The organism is Allofournierella sp. CML151 (assembly GCF_027853465.1).
Classification (GTDB): domain Bacteria; phylum Bacillota; class Clostridia; order Oscillospirales; family Ruminococcaceae; genus Allofournierella.
Window position 1 is genome coordinate 81,456 of record NZ_JAPNNW010000012.1, and the last position, 23,900, is coordinate 105,355.

A 23,900-nucleotide genomic window follows, 5' to 3' on the forward strand; every position below is an offset into this window, starting at 1 on the left:
AACTTCCTTAAAACGCAGTTACTTGGCTTCCAGAGCCATCATCTTGTCGATGCGGCGCTGATGCCGGCCGCCCTCGAAGGGGGTGTTCAGGAACAGGTCCACCAGATACACGCCCAGGCCGGGGCCCACCACGCGGCCGCCCATGCACAGGGCGTTGGCGTCGTTGTGGCGGCGGGTGTATTCCGCGCTGAAGGCGTCGCTGCAGCAGCAGGCGCGGATACCGCGGATCTTGTTGGCGCTCATGCTGATGCCCACGCCGGTGCCGCAGAACAGCAGCGCCTTGTCGCATTCACCGGCCACCACGGCCCGGCAGGCGGCTTCGGCCATGTCCGGGTAATCGCAGGCCTCGCCGGTGTAGCTGCCAAAATCCTTGTAGGCAACGCCGATCTCGTCCAGATGCTTGCGGATGGCTTCCTTCAGTTCGTAGCCGCCGTGGTCGGCGGCAAGGGCAACGGGTTTGCTCATTGGGTCGATTCTCCTTTGATGCGGGCCTGGCGTTCCCGTTCGGCCTGGCTCAGCCGCAGATAGCTGGGCAGCAGCCGGGCAGGGGGCACGCAAAGGCCCTTTTGATTCATTTCCATTGCCGCGAGGCAGACCGCGCTTGCCCGGGGCCGCTGCAGCGCGGGCGGGCAGGGCAGAACCCCCGGCAAAGAGCCGTACCTATTATAGCACAGGGCAGCCCCGTCACCAACAAAAAACACCGGCTTTTTGCAATTTTGCAACAATTCGGACATTGTCTCCAGTCCGGCGGCGGTGTCCGGCACAAGGCGGGCATGGCCGGGGCACAGATCAAAGGCCGCCCAGTACACCTGGCCGCGGCGGGCATCCAGCGCGCTGACCACGGTGCCCTCGCCCACAAAGCTGTGGGCCAGTGCCTCCAGGGTGGAGACCGGCGCACAGGCCGCGCCGGTGCAGAAGGCCAGCCCCTTCACAGCAGCAAGACCGATGCGAAGCCCGGTGAAGCTGCCCGGACCGGCGCACACGCCCCACAGATTCACATCCTGCGGGGTCAGGCCGGTGGCCTGGAAGGCCTGGTCCACCAGAGGCATCAGGGTCTCGCTGTGGGTGAGGCCCGCGTCCTGGTAACACTCGTACAGTAACTGATCGTCCCGCATCAGGGCCACGCTCACGGTGCGGCCCGCGGTGTCCATACCAAAGGTGATCACAGGCTCACCCCCTCGATGGTAATGCAGCGGCTCTCCGGCCCGGTGACCTGGATGTCCACCGTCACCGGGTGCTCCAGCGCCAGCAGCGCGGCGAAGTTCTCGCTCCACTCGGCGGCTACCACCGCGCCCTGGTCCAGATAATCATAGAACCCGGCGGCGTTCAGGTCCTCCTCGGTGGAGATGCGGTACAGATCGAAATGGGCCAGCGGCCGGGGACCCCGGTAGTAGTTCACGATGGCAAAGGTGGGGCTGCTCACCGGGTCGGTGCAGCCAAGACCTTTGGCAAGCCCCTCGGTGAAGGCGGTCTTGCCCGCGCCCAGCCCGCCGGTGAAGCACACCAGGCTGCCGGGGGCAAGGCGGCCGGCCAGCCGCTCGCCCAGAGCCACGGTCTCGGCGCGGCTGGCGGTATTGAAAATGGCCATGAAACAAATGCTCCTTAAACGATGGGATGCCGGCCGCGGCAAAAAAGAAGGCCCCGGCCGTGAAATAAAACGGGATGCAGCCTCGTTTTCATAAAAGAAACACAAGAAACACGCATACTTATAATAAGTATACTCAATTGCCCCCCAAAGTTCAACACAAAGCAGCGGGGAAATGATTGTCAGCCGCCTCCAACTGGGCTATAATAAAAAGCGACACCCTGCCCCGGCCACCAAGGGCTGCGGGCCCGCCCGGTATTGCGGGCGGTAAGGCAAATACAAAAGGAGCCGTGGAATGTTCAAGATCATCCGTCAATATGTAAAAGCCACCGACTGGTTCTATCTTCTGATGTGCGTGTGCTGCTCGGTTCTCAGCGTGCTCACCCTCATCAGCATCGGCATGGACAACGGCGGCTTTGCCGTGGATTCCTTCACCGGGGCCATCACCGGCCTGGGCAACTACCGGGATGTGCTGATCCAGGCGGTGGCCAGCCTGCTGGGACTGTGCTGTGCGGTGATGCTTTCCTGCATCGACTACCGGAGCCTGGCCAAGATCTGGCCGGTGCATGTGTCCATCACCTGGGGTCTGGTGCTGCTTACGTTGACCGGACTCACCATCGGACCGGTCACGCTGGGCTATACCCCCAGCGGTACCGACAATCAGAGCTGGCTGATTCTGGGGCCGCTGAGCCTGCAGCCCACCGAGCTGGCCAAGATCAGCTTTATCCTCACCTTCGCCATGCATCTGGACAATGTGCGCGAGCACATCAACGAGCCCAAGGTGCTGGCCAAGCTGCTTTTGCACATTCTGGTGCCGGTGGGCATCATCCACATCCAGGGCGACGACGGCACCGGCATCGTGTTCGCCACCATCGGCTGCATGATGCTGTTCGCGGCGGGCCTTTCCTGGAAATACATCCTCAGCGCCATTGCGCTGGGCACGGCGGGCCTGGCGGCGATTCTGACCTTCTTCCCGGATCAGCTCAAGGGCTACCAGGTGGACCGGATTATGGCCCTGTGGTTTTATCCGGACGATCCCCAGTACCGGGACATCATGCAGCAGCAGAAGGGCGGCCGGGTGTCCATCGGCTCGGGCCAGATCTTCGGCAACGGCTTCTTCCACAATGACCACGCCTACGTGATCAACGCCCAGGACGACTTCATCTTCAGCTACCTGGCCCAGTGCGTGGGCTTTGTGGGCTGCATGGTGGTGCTGGCGCTGCTGTTCGGCGTCGCCATCCGCACCCTCACCACCGGCCTGCGCAGTGAGGACCACATCGGCACCTACATCTGCGTGGGCGTGTTTGCCACCATGGCCTGGCAGATCATCATCAATCTGGGCATGAACACCATGCTGCTGCCGGTGATCGGCGTCACGCTGCCCTTCTTCTCGGCGGGCGGCAGCAGCGCGCTGATGATGTATCTGTGTGTGGGCCTGGTCACCAGCGTTTACATGCACAACAAAAAACGCCTGTTCAGCGACTGAGCAGAGCCAATTGAAAAAAACGAAACCGCCCGCTGTGTGCAGCCAAAGCACACGGCGGGCGGTTTTTGATTAGTTGGATTCCTCCAAAGGCTGCGGAGTGCGATAGAACTCCCGCACAAAGCTGCAAAAACGCAGGCTGTCGGCGCTGGCGTGGCGTGGCAGCAGCAGATACAGGTCCCGCTCGGCGCTGCCCGGCGGCAGCGGAAAGGCCAGCAGCCGTTTTTCTGCCACAAAATCCCGCACCGCCTTTTCCGACACGATGGATACCCCCAGTCCGCCGGATACCAGGTTCTTGATGGATTCCTGATCGTTCACCCGGGCGGTGACCCGCAGCTCGGTTTCCCGCAGGCCCATCTGGGCCAGAAACCGGTCGGCGCTTTTCTGGCTGCCGCTGCCCGCCTCCCGCAGGATGATGGGCTCGTGCAGCAGCTCGGCCAGCGCATCCTGGCCCTGGCTCTGCATGGCCAGAAAGCGGCGGCTCACCGGGGTGATGAGCACCATCCGGTCCCGGAAAAAGGGCTCGCAGCGGATGGCCTCGTCCTGACAGGGCATGCCGCTCATGCCCACGTCGAACAAACCGCCCGCCACCCCCTCAATCACCTGGCGGCTGTCGCTCTGGTGCACCACGAAGTAGCTGCCAGGGTTTTGCTTGCCGTAGAGGGGCAGCACCTCCGGCAGGATGTAGGCCGAGGGAATGGTGGAGGCCCCCAGCTGGATGATATGCTGGTCGCTCTGCCGCCAGCGCTGCAGCAGATTGTCCTGCAGTTCCAGCATCCGGCATGCACATTCGTACAGCTCCTGCCCCCGGGGCGTGACCTGCAGATTTTTGGTGTCCCGTAAAAGAAGCTGGGTGTTCAGCTCCTCCTCCAGCGCCCGGATGTGGGTGCTGATGGTGGGCTGGGAAAGATAGGTGTTTTCCGCCGCCCGGGTGAAGCTGCCGTAGCGCACCACCGCCGCGAAGGAGCGCAGCTGCTTAAGCTCCATGCAGAATCACCTCCAGTGCGGCCAAGGCCGCGTCCACGTCCGCCTGGGTGCTGAAGACCCCAAAGGAAAAGCGGATGGCCCCCTCCGGCCAGGTGCCCAGGCTCTTGTGGGCGGAAGGGGCGCAGTGCAGCCCCACCCGGGTCTGGATGCCGAACTCGCTGTCCAGCCGGTAGGTCACCTGGGCCATCTCCCGGCCCGGCGTCTGGAGAGCCACCACGCCGGTGCGGCCCTCAAGCCCCCGCTTGCCCGCCAGCCGCACAAGGCCTGCAGCTTCCAGCGGGGCGAGCCCGGCCAGAAACCGGCCGGTGAGGGCCAGCTCGTGGGTCAGCACCGCGCCTTCCGGCTGCTCACCCAGCCACAAAAGCCCCTGCCGCAGGCCCAGAATGCCCGGCAGATTCAGGGTGCCCGGCTCGAACCGGTCCGGCAGAAAAGCCGGAATCTCCTCGGTGTGGCTCAGGCTGCCGGTGCCGCCGCTGAGCAGCGGGTCCAGCTCCTGTTCCAGACCCTCGGCCAGAACCAGGCCGCCGGTGCCCTGGGGCCCCAGCAGCCCCTTGTGGCCGGTGAAGGCCACCGCGTCGATGAGGTCCCCGGTCATGGAGATGGGCAGCACCCCGGCGGTCTGGGCGGCGTCCACGAAAAAGCGCAGGCCCCGGCGGCGGCAGATTTCGCCCACCTGCCGGATCGGCATCACGGTGCCGCACACATTGCTGGCGTGGGTCAGGATCACCGCCCGGGTGTTGGGGCGGATCAGCTCCTCCATCTGCTCAATGCAGAGCGAGCCGTCCGCGCGGCAGGGAATGCGGGAAAACTCCACCCCGTGGCCGGTCATCTGCACCAGCGGGCGCATCACCGCGTTGTGCTCCATGGCCGAGACCAGCACATGGTCCCCCGGGTGCAGAAAGCCCTTGATGAGCAGGTTCAGGCTCTCAGTCACGTTTTTGGTGAAGATCACGTTTTTGCAGTCCGGCCCGTCGAATAAGTCGCAGAGCAGCTGGCGGGTGTCGAACACCTGCTCCTCGGTGTCGTAGGCGGTCTGGTAGCCGCCCCGGTTGATGTTGCAGCCCCCCTGGGTCATAAACTCGAACACCGCCCGGGCCACCTGGGGCGGCTTGGGAAAGCTGGTGGCGGCATTGTCCAGATAAATGCGCGGCATGGTCGCATCCTCCATTCGATCTGTGGTTTGCTTCCAGCATACCACAGACAGGGCGGCTTCACAATTGTTTTATTGGAAAAGCAAATAAATCTATTAGTAAAATTAATAAATTCAATTGGAAAATAAAAGTAATACTCTTTATAATTGGGAACAGGAGAACCCCAAAAGGCGGCACCGCATAATTCCGGGTGGTGGAGCGCGCCGGAAATTTTTTGTGATATGAACCAAAAAGCACAGACAAGCCTTGGTGGCTTGGCGAGCATTTTTGGAAAATAGCACGGAAAATTTTGGCGTGATACGCCGCCTGAGCCGTTAGGCGTGAATTGTGTGGTGTTGCCAAAAATAAAAAAAGTGAGGGATCGTTTGGTATGGACTTGAAAAAAGAAAAGATCACAATCGTGATCGCGGGGCTGATCATCGGCGTCATTGCGGCGGCGCTGGTGTTCTTCGGCAACCCGGTGAACATGGGCTTCTGCATTGCCTGTTTCCTGCGTGACACCGCGGGTGCGCTGGGCCTGCATCGGGCGGGCGCGGTGCAGTACATCCGGCCCGAGATCATCGGCCTGGTGCTGGGCAGCTTTGCCATGGCGCTGGCCAAGAAGGAATTCTCCGCCCGTGGCGGCAGCGCCCCGCTGACCCGCTTCGTGCTGGGCTTCTTTGTGATGATCGGCTGCCTGATGTTCCTGGGCTGCCCCTTCCGCATGATTCTGCGTCTGGCGGGCGGCGATCTGAACGCGCTGCTGGGCCTGGCCGGTTTTGTGGCGGGTATCCTGGTGGGCGTTGTGTTCCTGAACCGTGGCTACTCCCTGGGCCGCACCTTCAGGCAGCCGGTGCTGGAGGGCGCAGCCTTCCCGGCGGTGCAGGTGGCCATGCTGGTGCTGCTGGTGGCGGCTCCCGCTTTCATCTTCTTCTCCGAGGCGGGCGCAGGCCCGGGCGCGCTGCATGCTCCCATTCTGATCAGCCTGATCGCCGGTCTTGTGGTGGGCGCTCTGGCCCAGCGCACCCGCCTGTGCATGGTGGGCGGCATCCGTGACATGGCCCTCTTTCGGGAGAGCAAGCTGCTGCTGGGCTTTGTGGCCATCTTCGCCAGCGCTCTGGTCTGCAACCTGATTCTGAGCGCGGTCACCGGCTAGGCCTACTTCACCCTGGGCTTTGAGGGCCAGCCCGTGGCCCACACCGATGGCCTGTGGAACTTCCTGGGCATGCTGCTGGCGGGCTTCGGCTGCGTGCTGCTGGGCGGCTGCCCCCTGCGTCAGCTGGTGCTGGCGGGCGAGGGCAATTCCGACAGTGCCGTGGCCGTTCTGGGCCTCATCGCGGGCGCTGCCTTTGCCCACAACTTCGGTCTGGCCTCCAGCGGCACCGGCACCACCTTTGCCGGCCGGGTGGCTGTGATCATCGGCATCGCGGTGGTGGCGGTCATCGCCTGCGTGAACACCTTCCGCAAGAACGCATAAGGAGGAAAACAACTATGGTTATCGTGGACGCAAGAGGGCTTTCCTGCCCGGAGCCGGTGGTCATGACCCGCAAGGCCATGATGGACAAGCAGGCCAAGTATCAGGTGCTGGTGGACAATCTGGCCAGCAAGGAAAACGTGACCCGTTATGCCCAGCATCAGGGCTATGCGGTCCAGGTGGAGGAAACGGGCGGCGAATATACCCTGACCCTGACCAAGGCATGAGCTACATTGCAACCTTTTACTCCCATTTCGGAGCCATCCGCTTCAAAAAGCTGTGCCAGCAAGAGGGGATTCCGGTGAAGGTGATGCCGGTGCCCCGGGCGCTGAGCAGCAGCTGCGGCACCTGTGCGGAATACGGGGGCAGTGACCCATGCCCCGGCGGGGAATATCCCGCCGAAGTGGAGCAGGTGGTGGAGGTGACCGGTGAGGGATACCGCCCGGTCTACCGGGCGGAAGGCAGCTGAAGGAGGCGCTGTTGATGGAAACCGAGGTAAAGCTTACAAAGCTGGCCAGCTGCGCGGGCTGCGGGGCCAAGGTGGGCGCGGGCACGCTGGCCCGCATGCTGGAGGGCTTTGAAACCCACTACGACCCCCGGCTCATCGTGGGCTACGACAAAAGCGACGATGCCAGCGTCTATGTAATCACCGACGAGGTGGCCCTGGTGCAGACCACGGACTTTTTCCCGCCCATCGTGGATGACCCATATCTCTTCGGCCAGATCGCGGCGGCCAATGCCCTGAGCGACGTGTACGCCATGGGCGGCGAGCCCCGCACCGCGCTGAACATCATGTGTCTGCCCGAATCCATGGACAAGCACACGGTGCACGAGATTCTGCGGGGCGGCTATGCGAAAGCCTACGAGGCGGGAGCCATCATCACCGGCGGGCATACCATCCACGGGGCCGAGCCCATCTATGGCCTGGCGGTGGCGGGCTTTGTCCACCCGGATAAGGTGCTCACCAACAGCGGCGCCAGACCCGGCGACGTGCTGCTGCTCACAAAGCCGCTGGGCGTGGGGGTCATCACCACCGCCGCCAAGGCGGACCTGGTGGAAGCGCCGGTGCTGGAGCGGATTTACCGGCAGATGGCCACCCTGAACAAGGCTGCCCGGGATGTGCTGGTGAACTACCCGGTGCACAGCTGCACCGACGTGACCGGCTTCGCCCTGCTGGGCCACAGCTTCGAGATGGCCCAGGGCAGCGGCTGCACCCTGCACATCCGGGCCCATGCGGTGCCCTTCCACCCGAAGGCGCTGGAGCTGGCAAGGATGGGCTTCATCCCGGCCGGTGCCTACCGCAACCGGGAATACGCCCAGGCGGGCGTGCAGGTGAGCGGAAAGGTGGAGCAGGCGCTGGAGGATCTGTTCTACGACCCCCAGACCAGCGGCGGCCTGCTGGCGGCAGTGCCGGAGGAGTGCGCCGAAGAATGCCTGCAGCAGTTGCTGGCCGCAGGCGTGGAGGCGGCGCGCATCGGCTATGTGACCGAGCAGCAGGATGCGGCGGTCTGCCTGGAGAGCTAAAAAGTTAAAAGCGCGCTATTCCCAAAACAGCGGGAAAGCGCGCTTCAGCCTGTCGATAAACTTTTTTCTGCAATAGAAACAATGTCAGGATTCACGGGCATGTACCGGGAATCCTGACACCTTAACAGAAAAAAAGACCGATTTTGTGTGCGTAGTGCGCAAAATCGGTCTTTTTTTCGCCGGAAAAGGGTACTGGGGGAAACCAATAAGCATCCCCCGCGCTATGCGCGGGTGGTGCGTTTGGTGTCCCTCAGGAGGCTGTCGAACTTTTTCGACAGCCTCAAAGCGCGCTTTTTGTGCTGCGGGGGTCAGTGCTCGCCGTCGGACGACATGAACAGACTGGGAATAGCGCCCAGGGCGGAGATCCCCACCAGCGAGTAGACGATGCGGCTGAGCACACTGGCGGAACCGCCGAACAGCCAGGCCACCAGATCGAAGCGGAACAGGCCCACAAGGCCCCAGTTCAAGCCGCCCACGATCAGCAGCAGAATACAGATCTTATAAAAAACAGACATGTTTTTTCCTCCTTTTCTGGCCTTAGTCTGCCCCGGTTTTGGGGGCGTTATACAAACCGGGCGGGCCGTTCGCTTCCGTCCAATATAGTGCAAAAGCTGTGAACATGGGGCGGTGATTTTGGCCACAGCGCCCAAAAATACACGAAAGTACAAATAGTAAAGCCGCTTTGCACTAGACGCTGCGCCGCGGGATGTACTACAATGAAAGCAAGAGAAGCGGCCGGGCCCGCAGCCCGGCGCAGTGCGCTGCGGGCCACAGGCCAAAGCGCCGGTGATGACACGAAAGGACGGAAAAACATGAAATTCTTGAATGTTGAGATCCCCGTAAAGAACCTGCCTGAACTGGACCAGGGCTTTGTGCCCCTGGGCCTGTTCTTCAAGCATTACGCCATGGGCGCCACCAAGCCCCTGTGCATCGCTGTAGAGCGCAGCGGCGGCCAGATCGGCACCTGGGAGTGCAAGGTTTACGATACCCCCGAGATGGCTGAGGCCGACGCCTACTATGTGGACCGCCTGGTGAAGTTCCTGCTGTGGAGCTGGGGCGGCTTCAAGGTATACATCTGCGGCAACGACAAGCTGGCCGAGGGCATCAAAAAGGCCTACTCCGTGGGCGGCAGCCGTGAGTTCGACAAGAACTTCATGGAGGGCGTTTACGAGCACGAGTTCGAGGTTGTGGCTCTGCCCTACGACCAGAAGCCCGCTCCCTTCCAGAAGACCGAGAGCGTGGGCCGTCACACCAACGGCGCCCGCATCGGCTTCGACGCCGGCGGATCTGACCGCAAGGTGAGCGCCGTGATCGACGGCGAGACCATCTACAGCGAAGAGGTTGTGTGGTACCCGAAGGTCAACAGCAATCCCGATTACCACTACCTGGGCATCCTGGCCGCCATGGAGACCGCTGCCGCCAAGATCCTGGAGAAGGGCCGCAAGGTGGACGGCATCGGCGTTTCCTCCGCCGGTGTTTACATCGACAACAAGTGCATGGTTGCCAGCCTGTTCCTGAAGGTGGGCAAGGAAGACTTCGACGCCAAGGTGAAGAACATCTACACCCGCGCTGCCGAGGATCTGAGCCGCATCCTGGGCTACGAGATCCCCGTTGTGGTTGCCAACGACGGCGACGTTTCCGCTCTGGCCGGTGCCATGGGTCTGGGTGAGAACGGCATCATGGGCATCGCCATGGGCACCAGCGAGGCTGTTGGCTACGTGGACGGCGAGGGCAACATCTGCGGCTGGCTGAACGAGCTGGCTTTCGCTCCCGTGGACGGCCAGCCCGACGCCATGGAAGACGAGTGGAGCGGCGACATCGGCTGCGGCGTGAAGTACTTCAGCCAGGACGGCGTGAACAAGCTGGCTCCCCGTGCCGGCATTGAGCTGGACGAGACCGAGCCCCCGGCAAAGCGCCTGAAGGTTGTTCAGGGCCTGATGGCTGAGAACGACGAGCGCGCCATCAAGGTGTACGAGAGCATCGGCGTGTACCTGGGCCACACCATGGGCCTGTACGCTCAGTTCTACGACATCCACCACGTACAGATGATGGGCCGCGTGATGAGCGGCCGCGGCGGCGATATCATCCTGGAGACCGCTGCCCGCGTGATGGACGAGGAGTACCCCGAAGTGAAGTTCCGTCCCGAAGCTCCGGACGAGATGACCCGCCGCGTTGGCCAGAGCTCCGCTGCTGCCAGCCTGCCCGAGGTTAAGTAAAAACTTTTTGTAAAAGTTGCAGAGCATTTGCGCCCGCCTCTTTGGAGGCGGGCGCTTTTTGTGTTATAATAGAAATCGATTCCTGGTTTGCCTGCGGGCAGGGTGGGGTGATTGATGGGAAAGGGGGCTTTGCCCTGTGAAAAAACGTTTCTGGATGGCGGCTGCCGCCTGCTTTGTGCTGGCTGCCGTTTGTATTCTTCTGCCCGCGCCCTGGGCCTGGCTGCGGGTCACGCTTGCCATTCTTTCGGTGCCTCTGCTGGTGGGCGCCATGCTGCTGGTGGTGAATGCTTTGCTGCCTGCGGGTGCGCTGCCGGTGCTGGGGCTGGATGAGCCGGAGCACGCCGCCCGACCGGTGCCTCCTGCACCCAGCCTGCCCCAGGACCTGCCTGTGGACCAGCGGGTGCTGGGCAGCCTGCGGGGCGCGATGCGCGCCATGGGCGGCATGACCGAAACCTTTGCCCGGCCGCCCATGCTGGCCTGGCAGTTCGAGCGGCTGCAGACCGGCTGCGCCGCCCTGCTGGCGGTGCTGGAGGCGGAAGGGGCCGACCCGGCCCAGGCGGCGGACTTTGCGGTGCAGTACCTGCCCAATGTAATGCAGTATCTGCTGGCCTGCAGCCATGAGGGCTGCCCCGCCGGTGCAGCGCCTGCCCTGGCCCGCGCCGCCCGCGCCTGCGAGCGCCAGCTGGACGCGCTGACTGCCGGGGAATACGTGACCTTCGAGCAGGAATATTACGCGGTGCGCGCCGATCTGCAGGCAGCCGGTTTCCATTGGGACTGGTAAAGCGTCCGCGAAAGCAACGAAACAGAAAAAGACCCGTGGGGCCGCCAAACCGGCAGGCCCGCACGGGTCTTTTTGTTTGCGAAAAGAGAGAGCGGCATCAGCCCCGGGTGCCCACGATGGCGCTGTCGTGGCTCCAGCCCTGCAGGTCGGTGGGGGTCAGGTTCTGGGTGAAGGCCTCGCTGGCCTTGAAGGCATCCCAGTCGCTTTGCGCGGCAGCGCTGCGGATGGCGGTGCCGTCCAGATACTCGTCGCTCCAGGGGTTGGCCGGGTCCGGGTCGGTGGGGTCCCAGCCACGCAGGGTTTCGTCTGTCGGGTCAATGGTCAGGGTATCCGGCTTGCCCATGGGGCCGGGGTTGGCCGCGTCGTCATAAATGGCCACCGGGGTGCCGATGGGGCAGTTTTCGTAGATCCAGCGCACGTCCACCACCGCCAGACGGATGCACCCCAGCGACGCCGTGGTTCCCAGCTTGTTGAACTCGTCGTATTCCAGATCGTCCTTGTGCTGGGTGTAGTAGGGCACCGAGTGGAACAGGTAGGGCCCGTCGATGCGTGTGGCGTACTGGCCGTAGCAGGGGCCGGAGAGCAGCCGCCAGTCGTAGTTCACCGGGGTGTTCCAGTAGCCGGTGGGGGTGTCGGTGCCGCCGCTGCACACCATGGCCATGTAGGGCTTGGTGTATTGGCCGTTCTCATCGGCGGTGTAAACGGTCACGGTGTTGGCGTCCCGGTTCACCGCCAGGAAAAAGGGGAAGCCCTCCTGCACGGTCAGGTCCAGCCCCTCAAAGCCGGGCTGGCTCTGCAGCCAGGCCATGGTGTCCTTGCCGGCCTGGGCCCACACCGCCTCCGGGTCCGGCGTGGGGGTGGGTTCGGCGGTGGGCGCGGGGGAGCTCTGAGGCGTGGAGGTGGAGGCGGCAGGCGTTTCGGAAGCGTCTTTGCTGCCGCAGCCCGCCAGCAGGCCGCCCAGCATTAGGGCGGCAAACAGAATGGATGCAATGCGTTTGGTCAAGGTTGGGTTCCTCCTGTGATTGGATTGATTTATCAGCCCTCGCCGGGTGCGGCAAGAGCGTCGGGCAGTTCGGGCTGCCGGGCAATGGCCGGGCAGGCGGCCTCCTGGCGGCGGCCCGGCTGGAAGGTGCCCTCGGGGGTGTCCGGCTCGGGAAGCGGCTGGCCGGGGGTCAGGGTGAGATGGCAGCACTGCCAGCCCCAGTCAAAATCCCCGTAGCGCAGGTTCACATCCACCGTGCCGTCGCCCCGGTACAGAAAGGTATATTCGCTGTCCAGCGTATCCTCCCGTACCAGACGGGTCTGGTGTTCCAGCATCCGGTCCAGCCAGTCCTTCCCTTCGGGGAACAGCTGCAGAAACTGCTCCTCCTCCAGCGGGACGGCTCCCAGCTCATAAAAGCTGCCGTTTTCCAGCACCAGCGGGTAGTGATGCACACTGCGGCCGGAGGGCAGAAAGCTCCCCTCCTCGGTGACCCAAAGATAGGAATTGTCCATCCCGTCCGCGGGTTCTATGCGGGTGCAGCCGCCGTCCAGCCGGGTGACCTCCAGCGAAAACCGGGTGCGGCCCTCGATTGTCTGAGCGGACACCGCCAGCGGCTGGCCGCTTTCCGGGTCCCGGAGGGAAAAGCTGGTCAGCGCGCCGGTATCATCCAGATAGAAAAAGTAGCTGGCCGGGGGCGAAACGCCCAGCTGCTGCTCGGTGATCATCACCCAGGTCTGGCCATCCTCCAGCGTAAGCCTTCGGAGCGTCTGGGGCCCGCAGGGACCGGTGTCCAGCGGCAGGGCCTCCTCCTCGGTCACGTAAAAGGCGGCCTGGGGCACGCTTTGCTCCGGCTTGCCCACCAGCACCACCGCGTCCTGTTCGTTCAAAGCGGGCAGCAGGTAGTCCATCACCGGCAGGTCGGTGGCCAGCACCAGCGACTGGCGCAGGCCGGTGGAGGCGTTTGCCTTCCAGCGCAGCTGGGCTTCGTTCACTGCGCCCTGCGCAGGCGCTGCAGTGCTGGCAGGTGGTGTGCTGGCAGAGGACTGGCTGGCAGACGCAGCTTGCCCGGCCTGCTCTGAAGCGGCGGGCCGGGCGCAGCCGGTCAGAACCGCAAGAATCATCAATGCACACGCGATCCGGCGCATGGATGGCACTTCCTTTCCGTTTTATGCAAAATAAAGCGCTTACAGAACCCCCAGCCCGTGGGCCAGCTTGGTGATGAAGTCCTGCACGTTGGTCACCATGGTGGTGGCGCACAGGCTGCCCCGGTCCAGCAGCTTGTTCACCACGAACTCGTCCGCGTCCACGGTGTACAGATACACCGGGCGGATGGTGCCATCCGGCAGCACCCGGAAGCTGGGGGTCATGTTTCCGGCGGCGATGGTGTGCAGCATGGTGGCCAGGCAGATCACGGTGGTGGCCTGCTTCACCAGGCCGCGCATGGCCGCCTGGCCCTGGTAGGCGTCGCCGATCACCTCCGGCAGGGGACCGTCGTCCCGGATGGAGCCGGTGAGCACAAAGGGCACGCCCTGTTTCACGATGCTGTACATGATGCCGTCCTGGATGTTGTATTCCTGAATGAATCGGGGAATGCTGCCGCAGCGGCGTACCCGGTTGATTACGTCCAGATGGTTGTAATGGCCGCCGGGCATGCTCTGCTGGGTGTAGATGTCCTGCCCCAGGGCGGTGTGCAGGTGCGCACCCTCCAGATCGTGGGTGGCAAGGGCGTTGCCCGCCAGCAGGCCGTGGGCATAGCCCGCCTCCACCAGCGTCTGCATGGCGGCTCGGGCGCCTGCGTCGAAGGAAAAGGCAGGCCCCATCACCCAGAGGATGTTGCCGTGCTCCTTTTCGTGGCGCAGCAGCTGAATCAGCCGGTCATAGTCTTTGGTGTAAGAGGTCTCCCGGCTGCGCCCCTGGCGGAAGGTGAAGGCGTCCGCCTCCGCCTGGGCCTCCGGGTCCGCAAAGCCGCCAGTGTGCAGGTAGATGCCGTCCGCTCCGTCGTCGGTGCGGCCCAGGGCCACCAGGTCGCCCTGCTTCAGGTTGCGCAGCTCCACCACGTCCAGCCGGCCGTTTTCCCGCAGCACCACGCAGCTGTCCATCCGGCTTTCCTCGGCCAGGGTCCAGCGTCCGTCAATCCGGAAGTATTCCGGGTACATGCTGGTGCTGTGGTAGCCGTCCGGCGCGGCCCCGTCGCAGGGCGCGGGCACAAAGCGGGCGTTCGGGCAACGGGCGAAGGCGGGCGCGGAAAAGTCCGGCGCGCGGTAAACGGGAAGCGAAAACGACATGGGTCCTCCTTTGCCGCGTTTGGGGCGGCGGTTACGAGAAAGCTCTGCGGTATGCACTGCCGGAAAAGGCAGCTGCCAATAAAACGAACCGGCGGGGAAAACTCTTTCAAAAAATACCAGCTCTTGTTGTTCCAGCGTACCGCGAACAGGGGGACTTTGTCAACCGGCTTGCCATTCGCCAATAGGCGTGATATGCTAAGGACAATAACGCACGCGAATTGTGCGGCATGGTCTTAGTAGTAATATGAATCGGGGCCGGTGCGATATGCCCGGCGCACAAAGGAGAAAGAACGATGAACCAGGGGATGAAGCAGCTGGCCCGGCGGCTGGAAACAGAACCGGCGGTGCTGGTGACCATTCTGGAAAGCAGGGGTTCGGCTCCCCGGCACGCGGGGGCCTTTATGGCGGTGCTGGGCGGCGGCGAGTGTACCGGCACCGTTGGCGGCGGCAAGGTGGAGGCAGTGTGCCAGCAGCGGGCTGCCCGGGTGCTGGAGGAACAGCAGAGCGCGGTGGAGAAATATGACCTGAGCGACAAGGGACCCAACCAGGTGGGCATGGCCTGCGGCGGGCAGGTACGGGTGGAATTTCTGTATCTGCCTGCGGGCAGGGAATCGGTCCGGGAGCTGGAGCGGCGAGCCGCCCGAACCGGAGCCGGTCGTGTGCTGCTGTTCGGCGCGGGCCATGTGGCCCGGGCACTGGCGGCGCTGCTGCCCGCACTGGAGTTTGAGTACTGGGTGGTGGATGACCGACCGGAGTTCGCGGTGGAGGAGGCCTTTCCCGGCGCGGCGGGAGTGCTCTGTGAAGACATGGCCGCCTCGGTGGACCGGCTGGAGCCTACTGAAGAGGATCTGATCGTCATCATGACCCGGGGCCACGAGCACGACTACGAGGTGCTGCGCAAAGCCCTTGCCACCCCGGCGGGCTACATCGGCCTGATGGGCAGCCGCCGCAAGATCGCCATGACCCGCCAGAAGCTGGAGGAAGAGGGCTTTGGCCCGGAGCAGTTCGCCCGGGTGAGCACTCCCATCGGCCTTTCCATCGGGGCCGAGACCCCGGCGGAGATCGCGGTGAGCGTGGCGGGCCAGCTCATCGCCTGGCGGGCCCAGCAGCGGGGCGCGGGCGCAAAGCCGCTGAATTTGATTCACAGCTGAAGCAAACAGAAAAAGGGAGCAGCGCGGGCTGCTCCCTTTTTGTATGTGGGTATCTGGGGGTTACTTTTTGCGGTAGAAGTCGATCAGGGCCTGGGTGCCCTCGTTCTCGCCGCCCGCTGCGGCGAACTCCTCGTAGAGATGAAGCACGCTGTCCAGCATTTCCAGCTCCACGCCCCGCTGGGCGGCCTCCTCCCGGATGATTTTCATGTCCTTGATGAAGTGCTTCACGAAGAAGCCGGGAGCGAAATCCCCGGCCAGGGCTCGGGGAGCCATGTTGGCAATCTGCCAGCTGCCCGCCGCGCCGCCGCCGATGGCCGCCAGCATCTTGTGGGGGTCCAGCCCGGCCTTCTCGGCGTAGAGAATGGCCTCGGTGTAGGCCGCGGTCGCACCCGCCACCGCGATCTGGTTGGCCGCCTTGGTGTGCTGGCCGTAGCCTGCGGGGCCCATGAGCAGCACGCTCTTGCCCATGCACTGGAACAGAGGCAGAGTCTTCTCAAAGGCCTCCTCATCACCGCCCACCATGATGGACAGGGTGGCCTCCCGGGCGCCCTTGTCACCGCCGGAGACCGGTGCGTCCATCACGGCGATGCCCTTTTCCTTGCCCAGGGCATACAGCTTCTGAGCCAGGGTGGGGCTGGAGGTGGTCATGTCCACCACCACGGCCCCGGCGGGGGCGTTTTCCAGAATGCCCTCGGGACCGCAGAACACCTGCTCCACGTCCGCCGGGTAACCCACCATCACGAAGACGAATTCCGCATCAGCCACTGCTTCCCGGATGGTGGCGCAGGGCGCAAAGCCGAATTCCTTCGCCTGCTGGCATACCGCCTCGTAGCGGCGGCTGTAGGCCTTTACGGTATGCCCGGCCTTTACCAGGTGGCCTGCCTGCTGGCGGCCCATCACGCCGGTGCCGATCCATGCAATCTTGCTCACAACAATACATCTCCCCATTTCTTATGAAATACCACCCCGGTTTTGGCCGGGGTGGAGAAAACAATGCTCAGGTGGATTCCCGGGTGACCACCCGAATCCATTTGCCGCTGCGCAGCCGGATGAGACCGGCAATGCTCTTCACGATGTTGTCACACCGCAGGAAGAAGAATACCACCGGGGCACTCCAGTGGAGCACAAAGCCGGTGAGCAGGCCCAGCGGAATGGCCAGGCACCACTGCAGGCCGCTGTCCAGCATCAGGTTGGTGCGCACGTCGCCACCGCCCCGCAGCACGCCCACGATCATCACGCAGCCCACCGCCTGGAAGGGCTGCATCAGGGCCAGGATGGTCATCATGGAGAAGGCGGTGTCGTGGGCCAGCTGGCTCACATTATAAAGGCTCAGAATATAGGGCCGGCCTACCAGCAGCAGGGTCATGCAGATAACGCTCAGGCCCAGGCCCACCAGCACCGAGCTGTTGGCGGCCCGCTTGGCGTCCTGAATGCGCCCCTCGCCGATGGTCTTGCCCACCACCACCGCGCTGGCGGCAGACATGCCGAAGGTGAATACGCTCACCAGCTGGTTGAACACGTTCACGATGCTCATGGCGCTGGTGTAGCTGGCGCCCATATGGCCGATGGTCAGGTTCACCACCGAGAGGCCCACACCCCACAGCAGCTCGTTGCTCACCACCGGCACGCTGTTGCGCACATAGTCCCGGCCCAGGCCGCTCTTCAGCTGCAGCAGCCAGCGGGGAGTGAAACGCACCCGCTTTTCAATGAAGCACATGTACACCAGGGTGGCGCACAGCTCGAACAGGCGGGCCATCACGGTGCCGAAGGCCGCGCCCCGTACGCCCCAGGCCGGGGCGCCCAGCTTGCCGAAGATGAAGCAGTAGTTGAAAAACACGTTGATGAAAAAGCTGCAGCCGTACACCACCATGCTAATGCGCACCTGCTCCACCGCCCGCAGGCACATGATGTAGCAGTTGGAAAAGCTGAACAGCACGAAGCTGATGGATAAAAGCTTCAGGTACGCCGCGCCGGATTCGATCACCGCCGGGTCGGTGGTGTAGATGGCCAGCACCTTTTCGGGCAGGAAATGGCCCACCAAAGCGAACAGGCTGCTTACCACCAGCACCACCCGCAGCGTGAGCGCGAAGATCTGGCGGATGCGCAGCATGTCCCGCTTGCCCCAGTACTGGGCAATCAGCACCGCCGCGCCGCTGGCCAGGCCGAAGCCCATCACGTCCAGAATGGTGAACAGCTGGCCGCCCAGGTTGGCCGAGGCGATGGCCACATCGCCCAGCTGACCCAGCATGATGGTGTCCATCATGTTCACGCCCAGGCTGATCACATTCTGCAAAGCGATGGGAATGGTGATGGCCAGCATCCGCTTGTAAAACGACCAGTCGGTATAAAAATGTTCTTTGAATCGCTGCATTGGTCCGTCCTCTCTCTGTTTTGGTTTGGGGCGGGGCTTTGCCGCCGTTTGCATCATCGGTTTCAGTATAGCATATCCGGGCAAAAGCTGCCAGAGAGCGGCGTTTTGGGTGGAAAAAAAGAAAACATTTGCACAATCGGTCGTTTTGGGATATACTACAAACATGAGAAAGTGAGCCACGGGCAAACAAGCAGGGGCGAACCGCCCCTCTTCCAAAGGAGAGGAGCTGCAAGCAGATGGGCTATCAGGCGCTGGAACTGGAAAAGGTGCTGCGCATCGACCGCATCTATTCGGTACATTATTTTGAATATGGCCCGGACTACGCCTTCATCGGCGAGAGTCATGATTTCTGGGAATTTGTCTATGCGGACAAGGGCGAAGTTTACGTGACCGCGGGCGAAGAGGAGAAGCTGCTGAAAAAGGGGCAGATGATCTTCCACGCCCCCGGCGAGTACCACAACATCCGCGCCACCGGCAAGGATGCGCCCAACATCGTGATTGTCTCCTTCGACTGCGACAGCCCCGCCATGGACTTTTTCAGAGGCCGGGTGCTCATGGCAAGCGACAGTGACCGGGTACTTATGGCCCGCATTGTGGAGATGGCCGGGGCGGCTTTTTCCACTCCGCTGGACGATCCTCTGGCCCAGCATCTGACCCGCAGGGAGGATGCGGCCTTTGGCGCCGAGCAGGTGATCGGCCTGTCGCTGGAGACCATGCTGCTGGATATGGTGCGCCGGGGCGACAGCCCGGTGGTGGCCAAGCCCACCAGCCTGATCCGGGAGCGCAGCCAGAACGAGTTTTTGAGCCGGGTGCAGCAGTATCTGGAGAACAACATCCAGCGCCGCCTTACCCTGAGCGACATCTGCCGCGACAATCTGGTGGGCCGCAGCTATCTGCAGAAGGTCTTCCGGGAGAAGACCGGCGGCGGCGCCATGGAATACTTCGGCAATCTGAAAATCCAGAAGGCCAAGGAGATGATCCGGGAGGGCAGCCACAACTTCACCGAGATCGCGGCCCTGCTGGGGTACAATTCCATCCATTATTTTTCCCGTCATTTCAAAAAGGTCACCGGCATGACCCCCTCGGAGTACGCCAGCAGCGTAAAGGTGCTGGCCCGGCGCGGCCGCGGCGAGGAATAAACCAAAAGGAGAGAAGAGCAAACCATGAGTGCATTTTTCTTTCAGGTGCTGCTGCCGGTGCTGATGGGGGTGCTGGTGCTGGTCATGATGGGCCTTGCCATCTATTCCACCGTGCGTTCCCGGCGGCGGGACCGTCAGGCCGTGGAACGGCGCAGAGAAGAACAGCGCCGCCGGAGGCTGAACCCGGGCCTGCCCGAGGAGCAGCGCCCCGGCCGAAAGAACGACACCGGCCTGTGGCAGCTGACGGTGGAGGGCCAGTCGCCCTGCCAGCCGGACGCCGCCGCCCTCACCCGGGCGGTGGAGGCTGTGGGCGTGAGCGCAGGCTATCTGGTGCTTACCCCGCCCGCACCCCTGGAGGGCTGCCGGTCCATGCACTGCACCACCGACCCGGACGGCGGTTTGGCGGTGCAGGCGGTGATGGAGCAGCCCGACGGGCCGGCCATTACCCGTGAGCTGGGCGGTGTGAGCCGCCCCCAGGCCGCGGCCATACTGGCGGGCTTCTGGGCCGGCCATCTGCCCGACGGGCTGAACACCTGGCGCAGCTTTTAACAGAACAAAAAGCAGCGAGCGGAAAATTCCGCCCGCTGCTTTTTTATTTTAAAAGCGCAGCAATCAAAAAACACCCCGGTTTTTCACCGGGGTGCGAATGCTTTGTGGAAAACGGAGCGCTTAGCCCTTGTAGCCAACGGCGTCGGCCAGCTCCTGATCGATCACGACAACCACGTTCTCGTGCATCTTCAGCATGCTGCTGGGGTTCTGGGTGGTGATCACGTTGTCCATAACCAGGCCCTTGATGGCGTCGGTCTTGGCCAGGCCGGTGGCGATCAGCACAACGCACTTGGCGGCCATGATGTCGCCCATGCCCATGGTGATGGCGGTGGTGGGAACGTCTTCCTTCTTCTCGAAGAAGCGGGCGTTGGCGTTGATGGTGCTCTCGGTCAGCTTCTCAATGTGAGCCACGCTGATCAGGTGATCGCTGGCCTCGTTGAAGGCGATGTGGCCGTTGTTGCCGATGCCCAGCAGCTGCAGGTCGGCAACGCCGCCCTCGCGTACCTTGGCTTCCAGCTCGGCGGCGTTGGCCTCAGCGTCGCCCATGCCCTTGGCCACATAGGTGTTGGCCTTGTCGATGTTGATGTGATCGAACAGGTTGGTGTTCATGAAGTAGCGGTAGCTCTGGTCGTGGGTCTCGGGGATGCCGCAGTACTCGTCCAGGTTTACGGTATGTACCTGAGAGAAGTCCACCTTGCCGGCCTTGTTGGCCTCGATCAGCTTCTTGTACATGGGCACAGGGGTGCCGCCGGTGGCCAGGCCCAGCTTGCAGTTGGGCTTCTCATTCACCAGCTTGCAGATCATGTCGGCCACATAGGCGCAGCTCTCGTCGTAGCTCTTGGTAACAACAACTTTCATTGTGATACACTCCGTTCTTTACTATTTTTCGGTGAAACTCGCAAAGCGGGGAACGCGCCCTGCCTGCAAATCGCGGTCTTATCTTTATCATACAGCCTTCCGGGGAAAAATTATAGCCCAAAATATGCAGAAATTTTGCACAAAAAACAAAATCTTTTCCGAAATGGGGGCTGGATTTGTTGAAAAATAGGCCTTTCTCTACTATATAAGGAGAAGCCTTACACATACAGCTCCCGTTCCTGGGGCAGCTCCGGCAGCTCCGGTACCCCGGCGGCCGCCGCCCGCCAGGCGGTGGGGCTTTGGCCGGTGGCCTTTTTGAACACCCGGCACAGGTAGTTGGCCCCGGAAAAGCCGCACAGGCTGGCCACCACCTCCAGCGGGTATTCCCGGTGGCACAACAGCTGCTTGGCGGCCTCAATGCGCACCCCGGTCAGGTACTGGCCCGGGGGCACGCCCACCGCTGCCTTGAACACCCGCACCAGATGACTCTTGCTCACGCCCAGGCTTTCGCTCAGCTCCTCCACGCCGTAAAGCCCGGCGTAGTGCTCCCGCATGGCGGCGATGGCCATGGTCACCAGAGGCGGGTAGCTGGGGGCGGCGGCGTCCGCCCGGGCACTCTCGCACAGCAGCTGGTAGCCCAGCGCCGAGGCCCGGCGGGAGGAGGGGGAGGCCACCAGCTGGGCCACCAGCTCGGCCGCACCGGGGCAGGAGGCGCCTGCCGCGAACATGGGCCCGGCAAGACCCTCGGCAAAGGCCGCGGCCGCCTGACCGCTCAGCAGCACCGCCGCCAGGTGGCAGGGCTCGGCGGGCACCAGCCGCAGCGGGGGCGCGCCCAGCAGCAGGCTGCCCGCGCCCGCCAGCTGGGGGGCTTCCTCGTCCGCCAGGGCGCATTGCCCGCTGGAAAGCACCCCGATCCAAAGCCCTTCCCCCTCCAGGGTGGTGGGGGTGGAGAACTGCAGGTCCTTTGTCTCGTTCAGGGCACAGAAGGTAAGGGGGTCAAAAATCAATTTTACGTCACCTCATATCAATAAAGTGCTATTTAAATCCGGAAAAAGTCTGGTATTATTATATTAGCAACGAGATACGCGGTCAAGCGTATCAACAAAAGACAATCGAAATCAGTAACAATAAAAAAGGAGTGTCGATTCCCATGGCAAGCATCAGCCTGCGTCATATCTACAAAATCTACCCCGGCGACGTTACCGCCGTTAAGGACTTCAACCTGGAGATCGCCGACAAGGAGTTCATCATTCTGGTTGGCCCCTCTGGCTGTGGTAAGTCCACCACCCTGCGCATGATCGCTGGTCTGGAAGAGATCAGCAAGGGCGAGCTGTACATCGGCGACCGCCTGGTGAACGATGTGGCCCCCAAGGACCGCGACATCGCCATGGTGTTCCAGAACTACGCTCTGTACCCCCACATGACCGTTTACAAGAACATGGCTTTCGGCCTGGAGCTGCGTAAGGTAGACAAGGCTGAGATCGACAAGCGTGTTCGTGAGGCCGCCCGCGTGCTGGACATCGAGCACCTGCTGGACCGCAAGCCCAAGGCTCTGTCCGGTGGTCAGCGTCAGCGTGTTGCCCTGGGCCGCGCCATGGTTCGTAACCCGGCCGTGTTCCTGCTGGACGAGCCCCTGTCCAACCTGGATGCTAAGCTGCGTACCAGCATGCGCACCGAGATCATCAAGCTGCACCAGAAGCTGGCTACCACCTTCATCTACGTTACCCATGACCAGACCGAGGCCATGACCATGGGCGACCGCATCGTGGTTATGAAGGACGGCATCGTGCAGCAGGTCGACACCCCGCAGAACCTGTACGACTTCCCCATCAACATGTTCGTAGCCGGCTTCATCGGCAGCCCCCAGATGAACTTCCTGGATGCTACCCTGAACAAAGATGCCAATGGCTACTACCTGGATCTGTCCGGCGACCGCATCGACCTGCCCAAGGAGAAGACCACCGACGGCAAGCTGGATGCCTACGTTGGCAAGAAGGTCAAGGCTGGCGTTCGTCCCGAGGACATCAAGGACGATCCCGAGTTCGTAAACAAGCAGGGCGAGTGCAAGCTGGAGGCCACTGTTGAGGTTTCCGAGCTGATGGGCTCCGAGATCTACCTGTACCTGGTATACAAGGGAAACAAGATGACCGCCCGCGTGGCTCCCACCTCCAAGGCCAAGAACGGCAGCAACGTTACCGTTGCCTTCGATCCTCACAAGATCCATCTGTTCGATCCCGAGACCGAACTGACCATCCTGAACTGATCCTTCCCCTTGGAATCATGTTATACGCAGAAGCGCCGCTGGAAAACCAGCGGCGCTTTTGCGTTTTTTATTTGAGTAACATTGCCTGAAATTGTGCGGTATTGCCTTGGTTAATTGACCTCGCCGCTCTCCAGCGACAGCGAGTAAAGGGCGGTGAGCTGGCCGCTGCCGATCTGCTCCGGGCTGAATTCCGGGCCGAAGGCAGCCGTCAGGCGGGCACACAGCGCCGCGTTCTCCGGCTGCTGCAGCCGGTGCAGCATGGCGTCGCAGTAGGCCTGCAGCCGGTCCTGATATTCCGAAAACAGCGGGGTGAATTCCCGCAGAATGTCGCAGGCCTCCGCGTCAAACAGCCGGATGGAGGGCCGCAGAAAGCATTCGTACCGGCGCTTGAGCCGCCCGGCGGAGCTGTTCAGGTTCCGGCCCAGATCTTCCAGCACCCGGCTGCAGAATTCCTCCATCTTCCGAGGCGGCAGGGCGGCAATCTCGCTGACCACCCGGCGGCAGAGGGCAAACAGCTGCCCGGCATGCTCCGGCGTCAGGCTGTAGATGTAGTCCCGCAGCCCGGCCAGCTCGGGGGTCTGGTGGGCGACCACCACCTTCAGCAGCCGCTGCCACAAAAAGCGGCGGTATTCGTTCAGCTCCACATTCTGCACCAGGCTGCCCAGAAAGCAGGAAACGATCAGATAGGCGTCGGTTTCGTCCAGCGGCAGCGGCGCGTGCCACGGCTCCGGCCCCGGCGTCAGGGCGGTGCTGTTGGGGGAAAGGCAGTCCTGCTCCAGAATCTGCTCCAGCTGGGTCATGCGCCAGTCCAGCCGGCGCTTTTCCTCCCGCAGGGCGGTCATCCGCTTTAAGATGTAGTATTGAGCGGCGGAGGGGTCCTCCAGCATGGCGCGGATTTCCTGCACCGAAAAGCCCAGCTGCCGCAGCCAGCGGATCTGCTGCAGCCGCTGCACATTCTCGCCGGTGAACTGGTGGTAGCCGTTGCGGGCATCCACCTGGGGCTGAAGCAGCCCGGCGGAAAGATAAAGCTGCACCGCCTTTTTGCTCAGGCCCGCCTGGCGGGCCGCCTCATGGATCAGCATATCCTTCTCTCCCTGCAAAGTGTTCCCCTGGGGAACACTT

25 protein-coding genes and 1 pseudogene are annotated in these 23,900 nt (G+C 62.8%); 11 read left to right on the forward strand and 15 right to left on the reverse strand.

The window, feature by feature from the left end; translation table 11 throughout:
* Nucleotides 1–18: 18 nt before the first annotated feature.
* The 3 genes from rpiB to tsaE are packed head-to-tail and all read right to left on the reverse strand — an operon-like array spanning nt 19 to nt 1,588.
* Nucleotides 19–465 (reverse strand): ribose 5-phosphate isomerase B, encoded by a 447-nt coding sequence (gene rpiB, locus PH256_RS09975; protein WP_087183781.1) that lies wholly within the window; start codon nt 463–465, stop codon nt 19–21.
* Nucleotides 462–1,166: a tRNA (adenosine(37)-N6)-threonylcarbamoyltransferase complex dimerization subunit type 1 TsaB gene (gene tsaB / locus PH256_RS09980; RefSeq protein WP_333766369.1), complete on the reverse strand. Its 705-nt coding sequence runs from the start codon at nt 1,164–1,166 to the stop codon at nt 462–464. The genes rpiB and tsaB overlap by 4 nt, the downstream gene beginning before the upstream one ends.
* A complete protein-coding gene (gene tsaE, locus PH256_RS09985) occupies nt 1,163–1,588 on the reverse strand; it encodes a tRNA (adenosine(37)-N6)-threonylcarbamoyltransferase complex ATPase subunit type 1 TsaE (protein WP_087181808.1) in 426 nt (141 codons plus the stop codon). The genes tsaB and tsaE overlap by 4 nt, the downstream gene beginning before the upstream one ends.
* A gap of 292 nt (nt 1,589–1,880) precedes the next feature.
* Between tsaE and PH256_RS09990 the strand changes: the two genes are divergently transcribed.
* Nucleotides 1,881–3,071 carry an FtsW/RodA/SpoVE family cell cycle protein gene (locus tag PH256_RS09990; protein WP_270914027.1) on the forward strand — a complete coding sequence of 397 codons (1,191 nt, stop codon included), beginning with the start codon at nt 1,881–1,883 and terminating at the stop codon, nt 3,069–3,071.
* A gap of 69 nt (nt 3,072–3,140) precedes the next feature.
* On the opposite strand, the gene PH256_RS09995 is transcribed toward PH256_RS09990, so the two are convergent.
* The 3 genes from PH256_RS09995 to PH256_RS10005 are packed head-to-tail and all read right to left on the reverse strand — an operon-like array spanning nt 3,141 to nt 5,635.
* Nucleotides 3,141–4,055 (reverse strand): selenium metabolism-associated LysR family transcriptional regulator, encoded by a 915-nt coding sequence (locus tag PH256_RS09995; RefSeq protein ID WP_270914028.1) that lies wholly within the window; start codon nt 4,053–4,055, stop codon nt 3,141–3,143.
* Nucleotides 4,045–5,208, reverse strand: a complete 1,164-nt coding sequence (locus PH256_RS10000) for an aminotransferase class V-fold PLP-dependent enzyme (protein ID WP_270914029.1) — start codon at nt 5,206–5,208, stop codon at nt 4,045–4,047. Before PH256_RS10000 ends, PH256_RS09995 begins: the two co-directional genes overlap by 11 nt.
* A gap of 58 nt (nt 5,209–5,266) precedes the next feature.
* Nucleotides 5,267–5,635, reverse strand: coding sequence for a hypothetical protein (locus tag PH256_RS10005; protein WP_270914045.1), 369 nt, complete (start codon nt 5,633–5,635; stop codon nt 5,267–5,269).
* On the opposite strand from PH256_RS10005, the pseudogene yedE reads away from it, so the two are divergent.
* From yedE to selD, 4 genes and pseudogenes are all read left to right on the forward strand, one after another.
* Nucleotides 5,577–6,662, forward strand: a pseudogene (gene yedE / locus PH256_RS10010) (YedE family putative selenium transporter). The gene PH256_RS10005 and the pseudogene yedE sit on opposite strands and share 59 nt — an antisense overlap.
* Nucleotides 6,663–6,676: 14 nt before the next feature.
* Nucleotides 6,677–6,886, forward strand: a complete 210-nt coding sequence (locus tag PH256_RS10015; RefSeq protein ID WP_087181803.1) for a sulfurtransferase TusA family protein — start codon at nt 6,677–6,679, stop codon at nt 6,884–6,886.
* Nucleotides 6,883–7,128, forward strand: a complete 246-nt coding sequence (locus PH256_RS10020) for a DUF3343 domain-containing protein (protein WP_087183776.1) — start codon at nt 6,883–6,885, stop codon at nt 7,126–7,128. Before PH256_RS10015 ends, PH256_RS10020 begins: the two co-directional genes overlap by 4 nt.
* 14 nt (nt 7,129–7,142) lie before the next feature.
* On the forward strand, nt 7,143–8,183 hold the full coding sequence (gene selD, locus PH256_RS10025) for a selenide, water dikinase SelD (protein WP_442866660.1): 1,041 nt from the start codon (nt 7,143–7,145) through the stop codon (nt 8,181–8,183).
* A 308-nt stretch (nt 8,184–8,491) separates the two neighbouring features.
* On the opposite strand, the gene PH256_RS10030 is transcribed toward selD, so the two are convergent.
* Nucleotides 8,492–8,698, reverse strand: a complete 207-nt coding sequence (locus PH256_RS10030) for a DUF378 domain-containing protein (protein ID WP_087183774.1) — start codon at nt 8,696–8,698, stop codon at nt 8,492–8,494.
* A gap of 297 nt (nt 8,699–8,995) precedes the next feature.
* On the opposite strand from PH256_RS10030, the gene PH256_RS10035 reads away from it, so the two are divergent.
* Both PH256_RS10035 and PH256_RS10040 read left to right on the forward strand, forming a co-directional pair.
* Nucleotides 8,996–10,399 (forward strand): ROK family protein, encoded by a 1,404-nt coding sequence (locus tag PH256_RS10035; protein WP_087183773.1) that lies wholly within the window; start codon nt 8,996–8,998, stop codon nt 10,397–10,399.
* A 136-nt stretch (nt 10,400–10,535) separates the two neighbouring features.
* Nucleotides 10,536–11,180 (forward strand): hypothetical protein, encoded by a 645-nt coding sequence (locus PH256_RS10040; RefSeq protein ID WP_270914031.1) that lies wholly within the window; start codon nt 10,536–10,538, stop codon nt 11,178–11,180.
* 97 nt (nt 11,181–11,277) lie between these two features.
* Here the strand turns inward: PH256_RS10040 and PH256_RS10045 are convergent, their stop codons facing one another.
* From PH256_RS10045 to PH256_RS10055, 3 genes are all read right to left on the reverse strand, one after another.
* Nucleotides 11,278–12,183 carry a L,D-transpeptidase family protein gene (locus PH256_RS10045; RefSeq protein ID WP_270914032.1) on the reverse strand — a complete coding sequence of 302 codons (906 nt, stop codon included), beginning with the start codon at nt 12,181–12,183 and terminating at the stop codon, nt 11,278–11,280.
* 32 nt (nt 12,184–12,215) lie between these two features.
* Complete coding sequence (locus PH256_RS10050; RefSeq protein ID WP_270914033.1) at nt 12,216–13,283, reverse strand: hypothetical protein; 1,068 nt, start codon at nt 13,281–13,283, stop codon at nt 12,216–12,218.
* A 63-nt stretch (nt 13,284–13,346) separates the two neighbouring features.
* The gene (locus tag PH256_RS10055) at nt 13,347–14,447 is read right to left on the reverse strand and encodes an ornithine cyclodeaminase family domain (RefSeq protein ID WP_270914034.1); all 1,101 of its coding nucleotides are present in this window, start codon (nt 14,445–14,447) and stop codon (nt 13,347–13,349) included.
* Nucleotides 14,448–14,740: 293 nt separating this feature from the next.
* On the opposite strand from PH256_RS10055, the gene xdhC reads away from it, so the two are divergent.
* Nucleotides 14,741–15,598: a xanthine dehydrogenase accessory protein XdhC gene (gene xdhC, locus PH256_RS10060; protein WP_270914035.1), complete on the forward strand. Its 858-nt coding sequence runs from the start codon at nt 14,741–14,743 to the stop codon at nt 15,596–15,598.
* 60 nt (nt 15,599–15,658) lie between these two features.
* Here xdhC and PH256_RS10065 read toward each other — a convergent pair whose 3' ends face one another.
* Both PH256_RS10065 and PH256_RS10070 read right to left on the reverse strand, forming a co-directional pair.
* Nucleotides 15,659–16,528: an NAD(P)-dependent oxidoreductase gene (locus PH256_RS10065; protein WP_333766370.1), complete on the reverse strand. Its 870-nt coding sequence runs from the start codon at nt 16,526–16,528 to the stop codon at nt 15,659–15,661.
* A gap of 67 nt (nt 16,529–16,595) precedes the next feature.
* The gene (locus tag PH256_RS10070) at nt 16,596–17,969 is read right to left on the reverse strand and encodes an MATE family efflux transporter (protein ID WP_270914037.1); all 1,374 of its coding nucleotides are present in this window, start codon (nt 17,967–17,969) and stop codon (nt 16,596–16,598) included.
* A gap of 236 nt (nt 17,970–18,205) precedes the next feature.
* Between PH256_RS10070 and PH256_RS10075 the strand changes: the two genes are divergently transcribed.
* The gene (locus PH256_RS10075; RefSeq protein WP_087183765.1) at nt 18,206–19,108 is read left to right on the forward strand and encodes a helix-turn-helix domain-containing protein; all 903 of its coding nucleotides are present in this window, start codon (nt 18,206–18,208) and stop codon (nt 19,106–19,108) included.
* 24 nt (nt 19,109–19,132) lie between these two features.
* Complete coding sequence (locus PH256_RS10080) at nt 19,133–19,657, forward strand: hypothetical protein (protein WP_270914038.1); 525 nt, start codon at nt 19,133–19,135, stop codon at nt 19,655–19,657.
* Nucleotides 19,658–19,777: 120 nt separating this feature from the next.
* Here PH256_RS10080 and nagB read toward each other — a convergent pair whose 3' ends face one another.
* Both nagB and PH256_RS10090 read right to left on the reverse strand, forming a co-directional pair.
* Nucleotides 19,778–20,515 carry a glucosamine-6-phosphate deaminase gene (nagB, locus tag PH256_RS10085; RefSeq protein ID WP_058963141.1) on the reverse strand — a complete coding sequence of 246 codons (738 nt, stop codon included), beginning with the start codon at nt 20,513–20,515 and terminating at the stop codon, nt 19,778–19,780.
* 218 nt (nt 20,516–20,733) lie between these two features.
* Nucleotides 20,734–21,522, reverse strand: a complete 789-nt coding sequence (locus PH256_RS10090) for a helix-turn-helix domain-containing protein (RefSeq protein ID WP_270914039.1) — start codon at nt 21,520–21,522, stop codon at nt 20,734–20,736.
* A 143-nt stretch (nt 21,523–21,665) separates the two neighbouring features.
* Here PH256_RS10090 and PH256_RS10095 point away from each other — a divergent pair, with 143 nt between their 5' ends.
* Nucleotides 21,666–22,778 carry an ABC transporter ATP-binding protein gene (locus PH256_RS10095; protein WP_087183762.1) on the forward strand — a complete coding sequence of 371 codons (1,113 nt, stop codon included), beginning with the start codon at nt 21,666–21,668 and terminating at the stop codon, nt 22,776–22,778.
* A 110-nt stretch (nt 22,779–22,888) separates the two neighbouring features.
* Here the strand turns inward: PH256_RS10095 and PH256_RS10100 are convergent.
* Nucleotides 22,889–23,900 (reverse strand): MerR family transcriptional regulator (locus PH256_RS10100; protein WP_270914041.1); only part of this gene is annotated, 1,012 nt, incomplete at its 5' end.

What these genes read in the sequence shown, in the direction of transcription:
- rpiB (WP_087183781.1), bottom strand. Translation starts at nt 465, where the DNA reads ATGAGCAAACCCGTTGCCCTTGCCGCCGACCACGGCGGCTACGAACTG.
- tsaE (WP_087181808.1), bottom strand. Translation starts at nt 1,588, where the DNA reads ATGGCCATTTTCAATACCGCCAGCCGCGCCGAGACCGTGGCTCTGGGC.
- PH256_RS09990 (WP_270914027.1), top strand. Translation starts at nt 1,881, where the DNA reads ATGTTCAAGATCATCCGTCAATATGTAAAAGCCACCGACTGGTTCTAT.
- PH256_RS09995 (WP_270914028.1), bottom strand. Translation starts at nt 4,055, where the DNA reads ATGGAGCTTAAGCAGCTGCGCTCCTTCGCGGCGGTGGTGCGCTACGGC.
- PH256_RS10000 (WP_270914029.1), bottom strand. Translation starts at nt 5,208, where the DNA reads ATGCCGCGCATTTATCTGGACAATGCCGCCACCAGCTTTCCCAAGCCG.
- PH256_RS10005 (WP_270914045.1), bottom strand. Translation starts at nt 5,635, where the DNA reads ATGACGCCGATGATCAGCCCCGCGATCACGATTGTGATCTTTTCTTTT.
- PH256_RS10015 (WP_087181803.1), top strand. Translation starts at nt 6,677, where the DNA reads ATGGTTATCGTGGACGCAAGAGGGCTTTCCTGCCCGGAGCCGGTGGTC.
- PH256_RS10020 (WP_087183776.1), top strand. Translation starts at nt 6,883, where the DNA reads ATGAGCTACATTGCAACCTTTTACTCCCATTTCGGAGCCATCCGCTTC.
- selD (WP_442866660.1), top strand. Translation starts at nt 7,143, where the DNA reads ATGGAAACCGAGGTAAAGCTTACAAAGCTGGCCAGCTGCGCGGGCTGC.
- PH256_RS10030 (WP_087183774.1), bottom strand. Translation starts at nt 8,698, where the DNA reads ATGTCTGTTTTTTATAAGATCTGTATTCTGCTGCTGATCGTGGGCGGC.
- PH256_RS10035 (WP_087183773.1), top strand. Translation starts at nt 8,996, where the DNA reads ATGAAATTCTTGAATGTTGAGATCCCCGTAAAGAACCTGCCTGAACTG.
- PH256_RS10050 (WP_270914033.1), bottom strand. Translation starts at nt 13,283, where the DNA reads ATGATTCTTGCGGTTCTGACCGGCTGCGCCCGGCCCGCCGCTTCAGAG.
- PH256_RS10055 (WP_270914034.1), bottom strand. Translation starts at nt 14,447, where the DNA reads ATGTCGTTTTCGCTTCCCGTTTACCGCGCGCCGGACTTTTCCGCGCCC.
- xdhC (WP_270914035.1), top strand. Translation starts at nt 14,741, where the DNA reads ATGAACCAGGGGATGAAGCAGCTGGCCCGGCGGCTGGAAACAGAACCG.
- PH256_RS10070 (WP_270914037.1), bottom strand. Translation starts at nt 17,969, where the DNA reads ATGCAGCGATTCAAAGAACATTTTTATACCGACTGGTCGTTTTACAAG.
- PH256_RS10075 (WP_087183765.1), top strand. Translation starts at nt 18,206, where the DNA reads ATGGGCTATCAGGCGCTGGAACTGGAAAAGGTGCTGCGCATCGACCGC.
- PH256_RS10080 (WP_270914038.1), top strand. Translation starts at nt 19,133, where the DNA reads ATGAGTGCATTTTTCTTTCAGGTGCTGCTGCCGGTGCTGATGGGGGTG.
- nagB (WP_058963141.1), bottom strand. Translation starts at nt 20,515, where the DNA reads ATGAAAGTTGTTGTTACCAAGAGCTACGACGAGAGCTGCGCCTATGTG.
- PH256_RS10095 (WP_087183762.1), top strand. Translation starts at nt 21,666, where the DNA reads ATGGCAAGCATCAGCCTGCGTCATATCTACAAAATCTACCCCGGCGAC.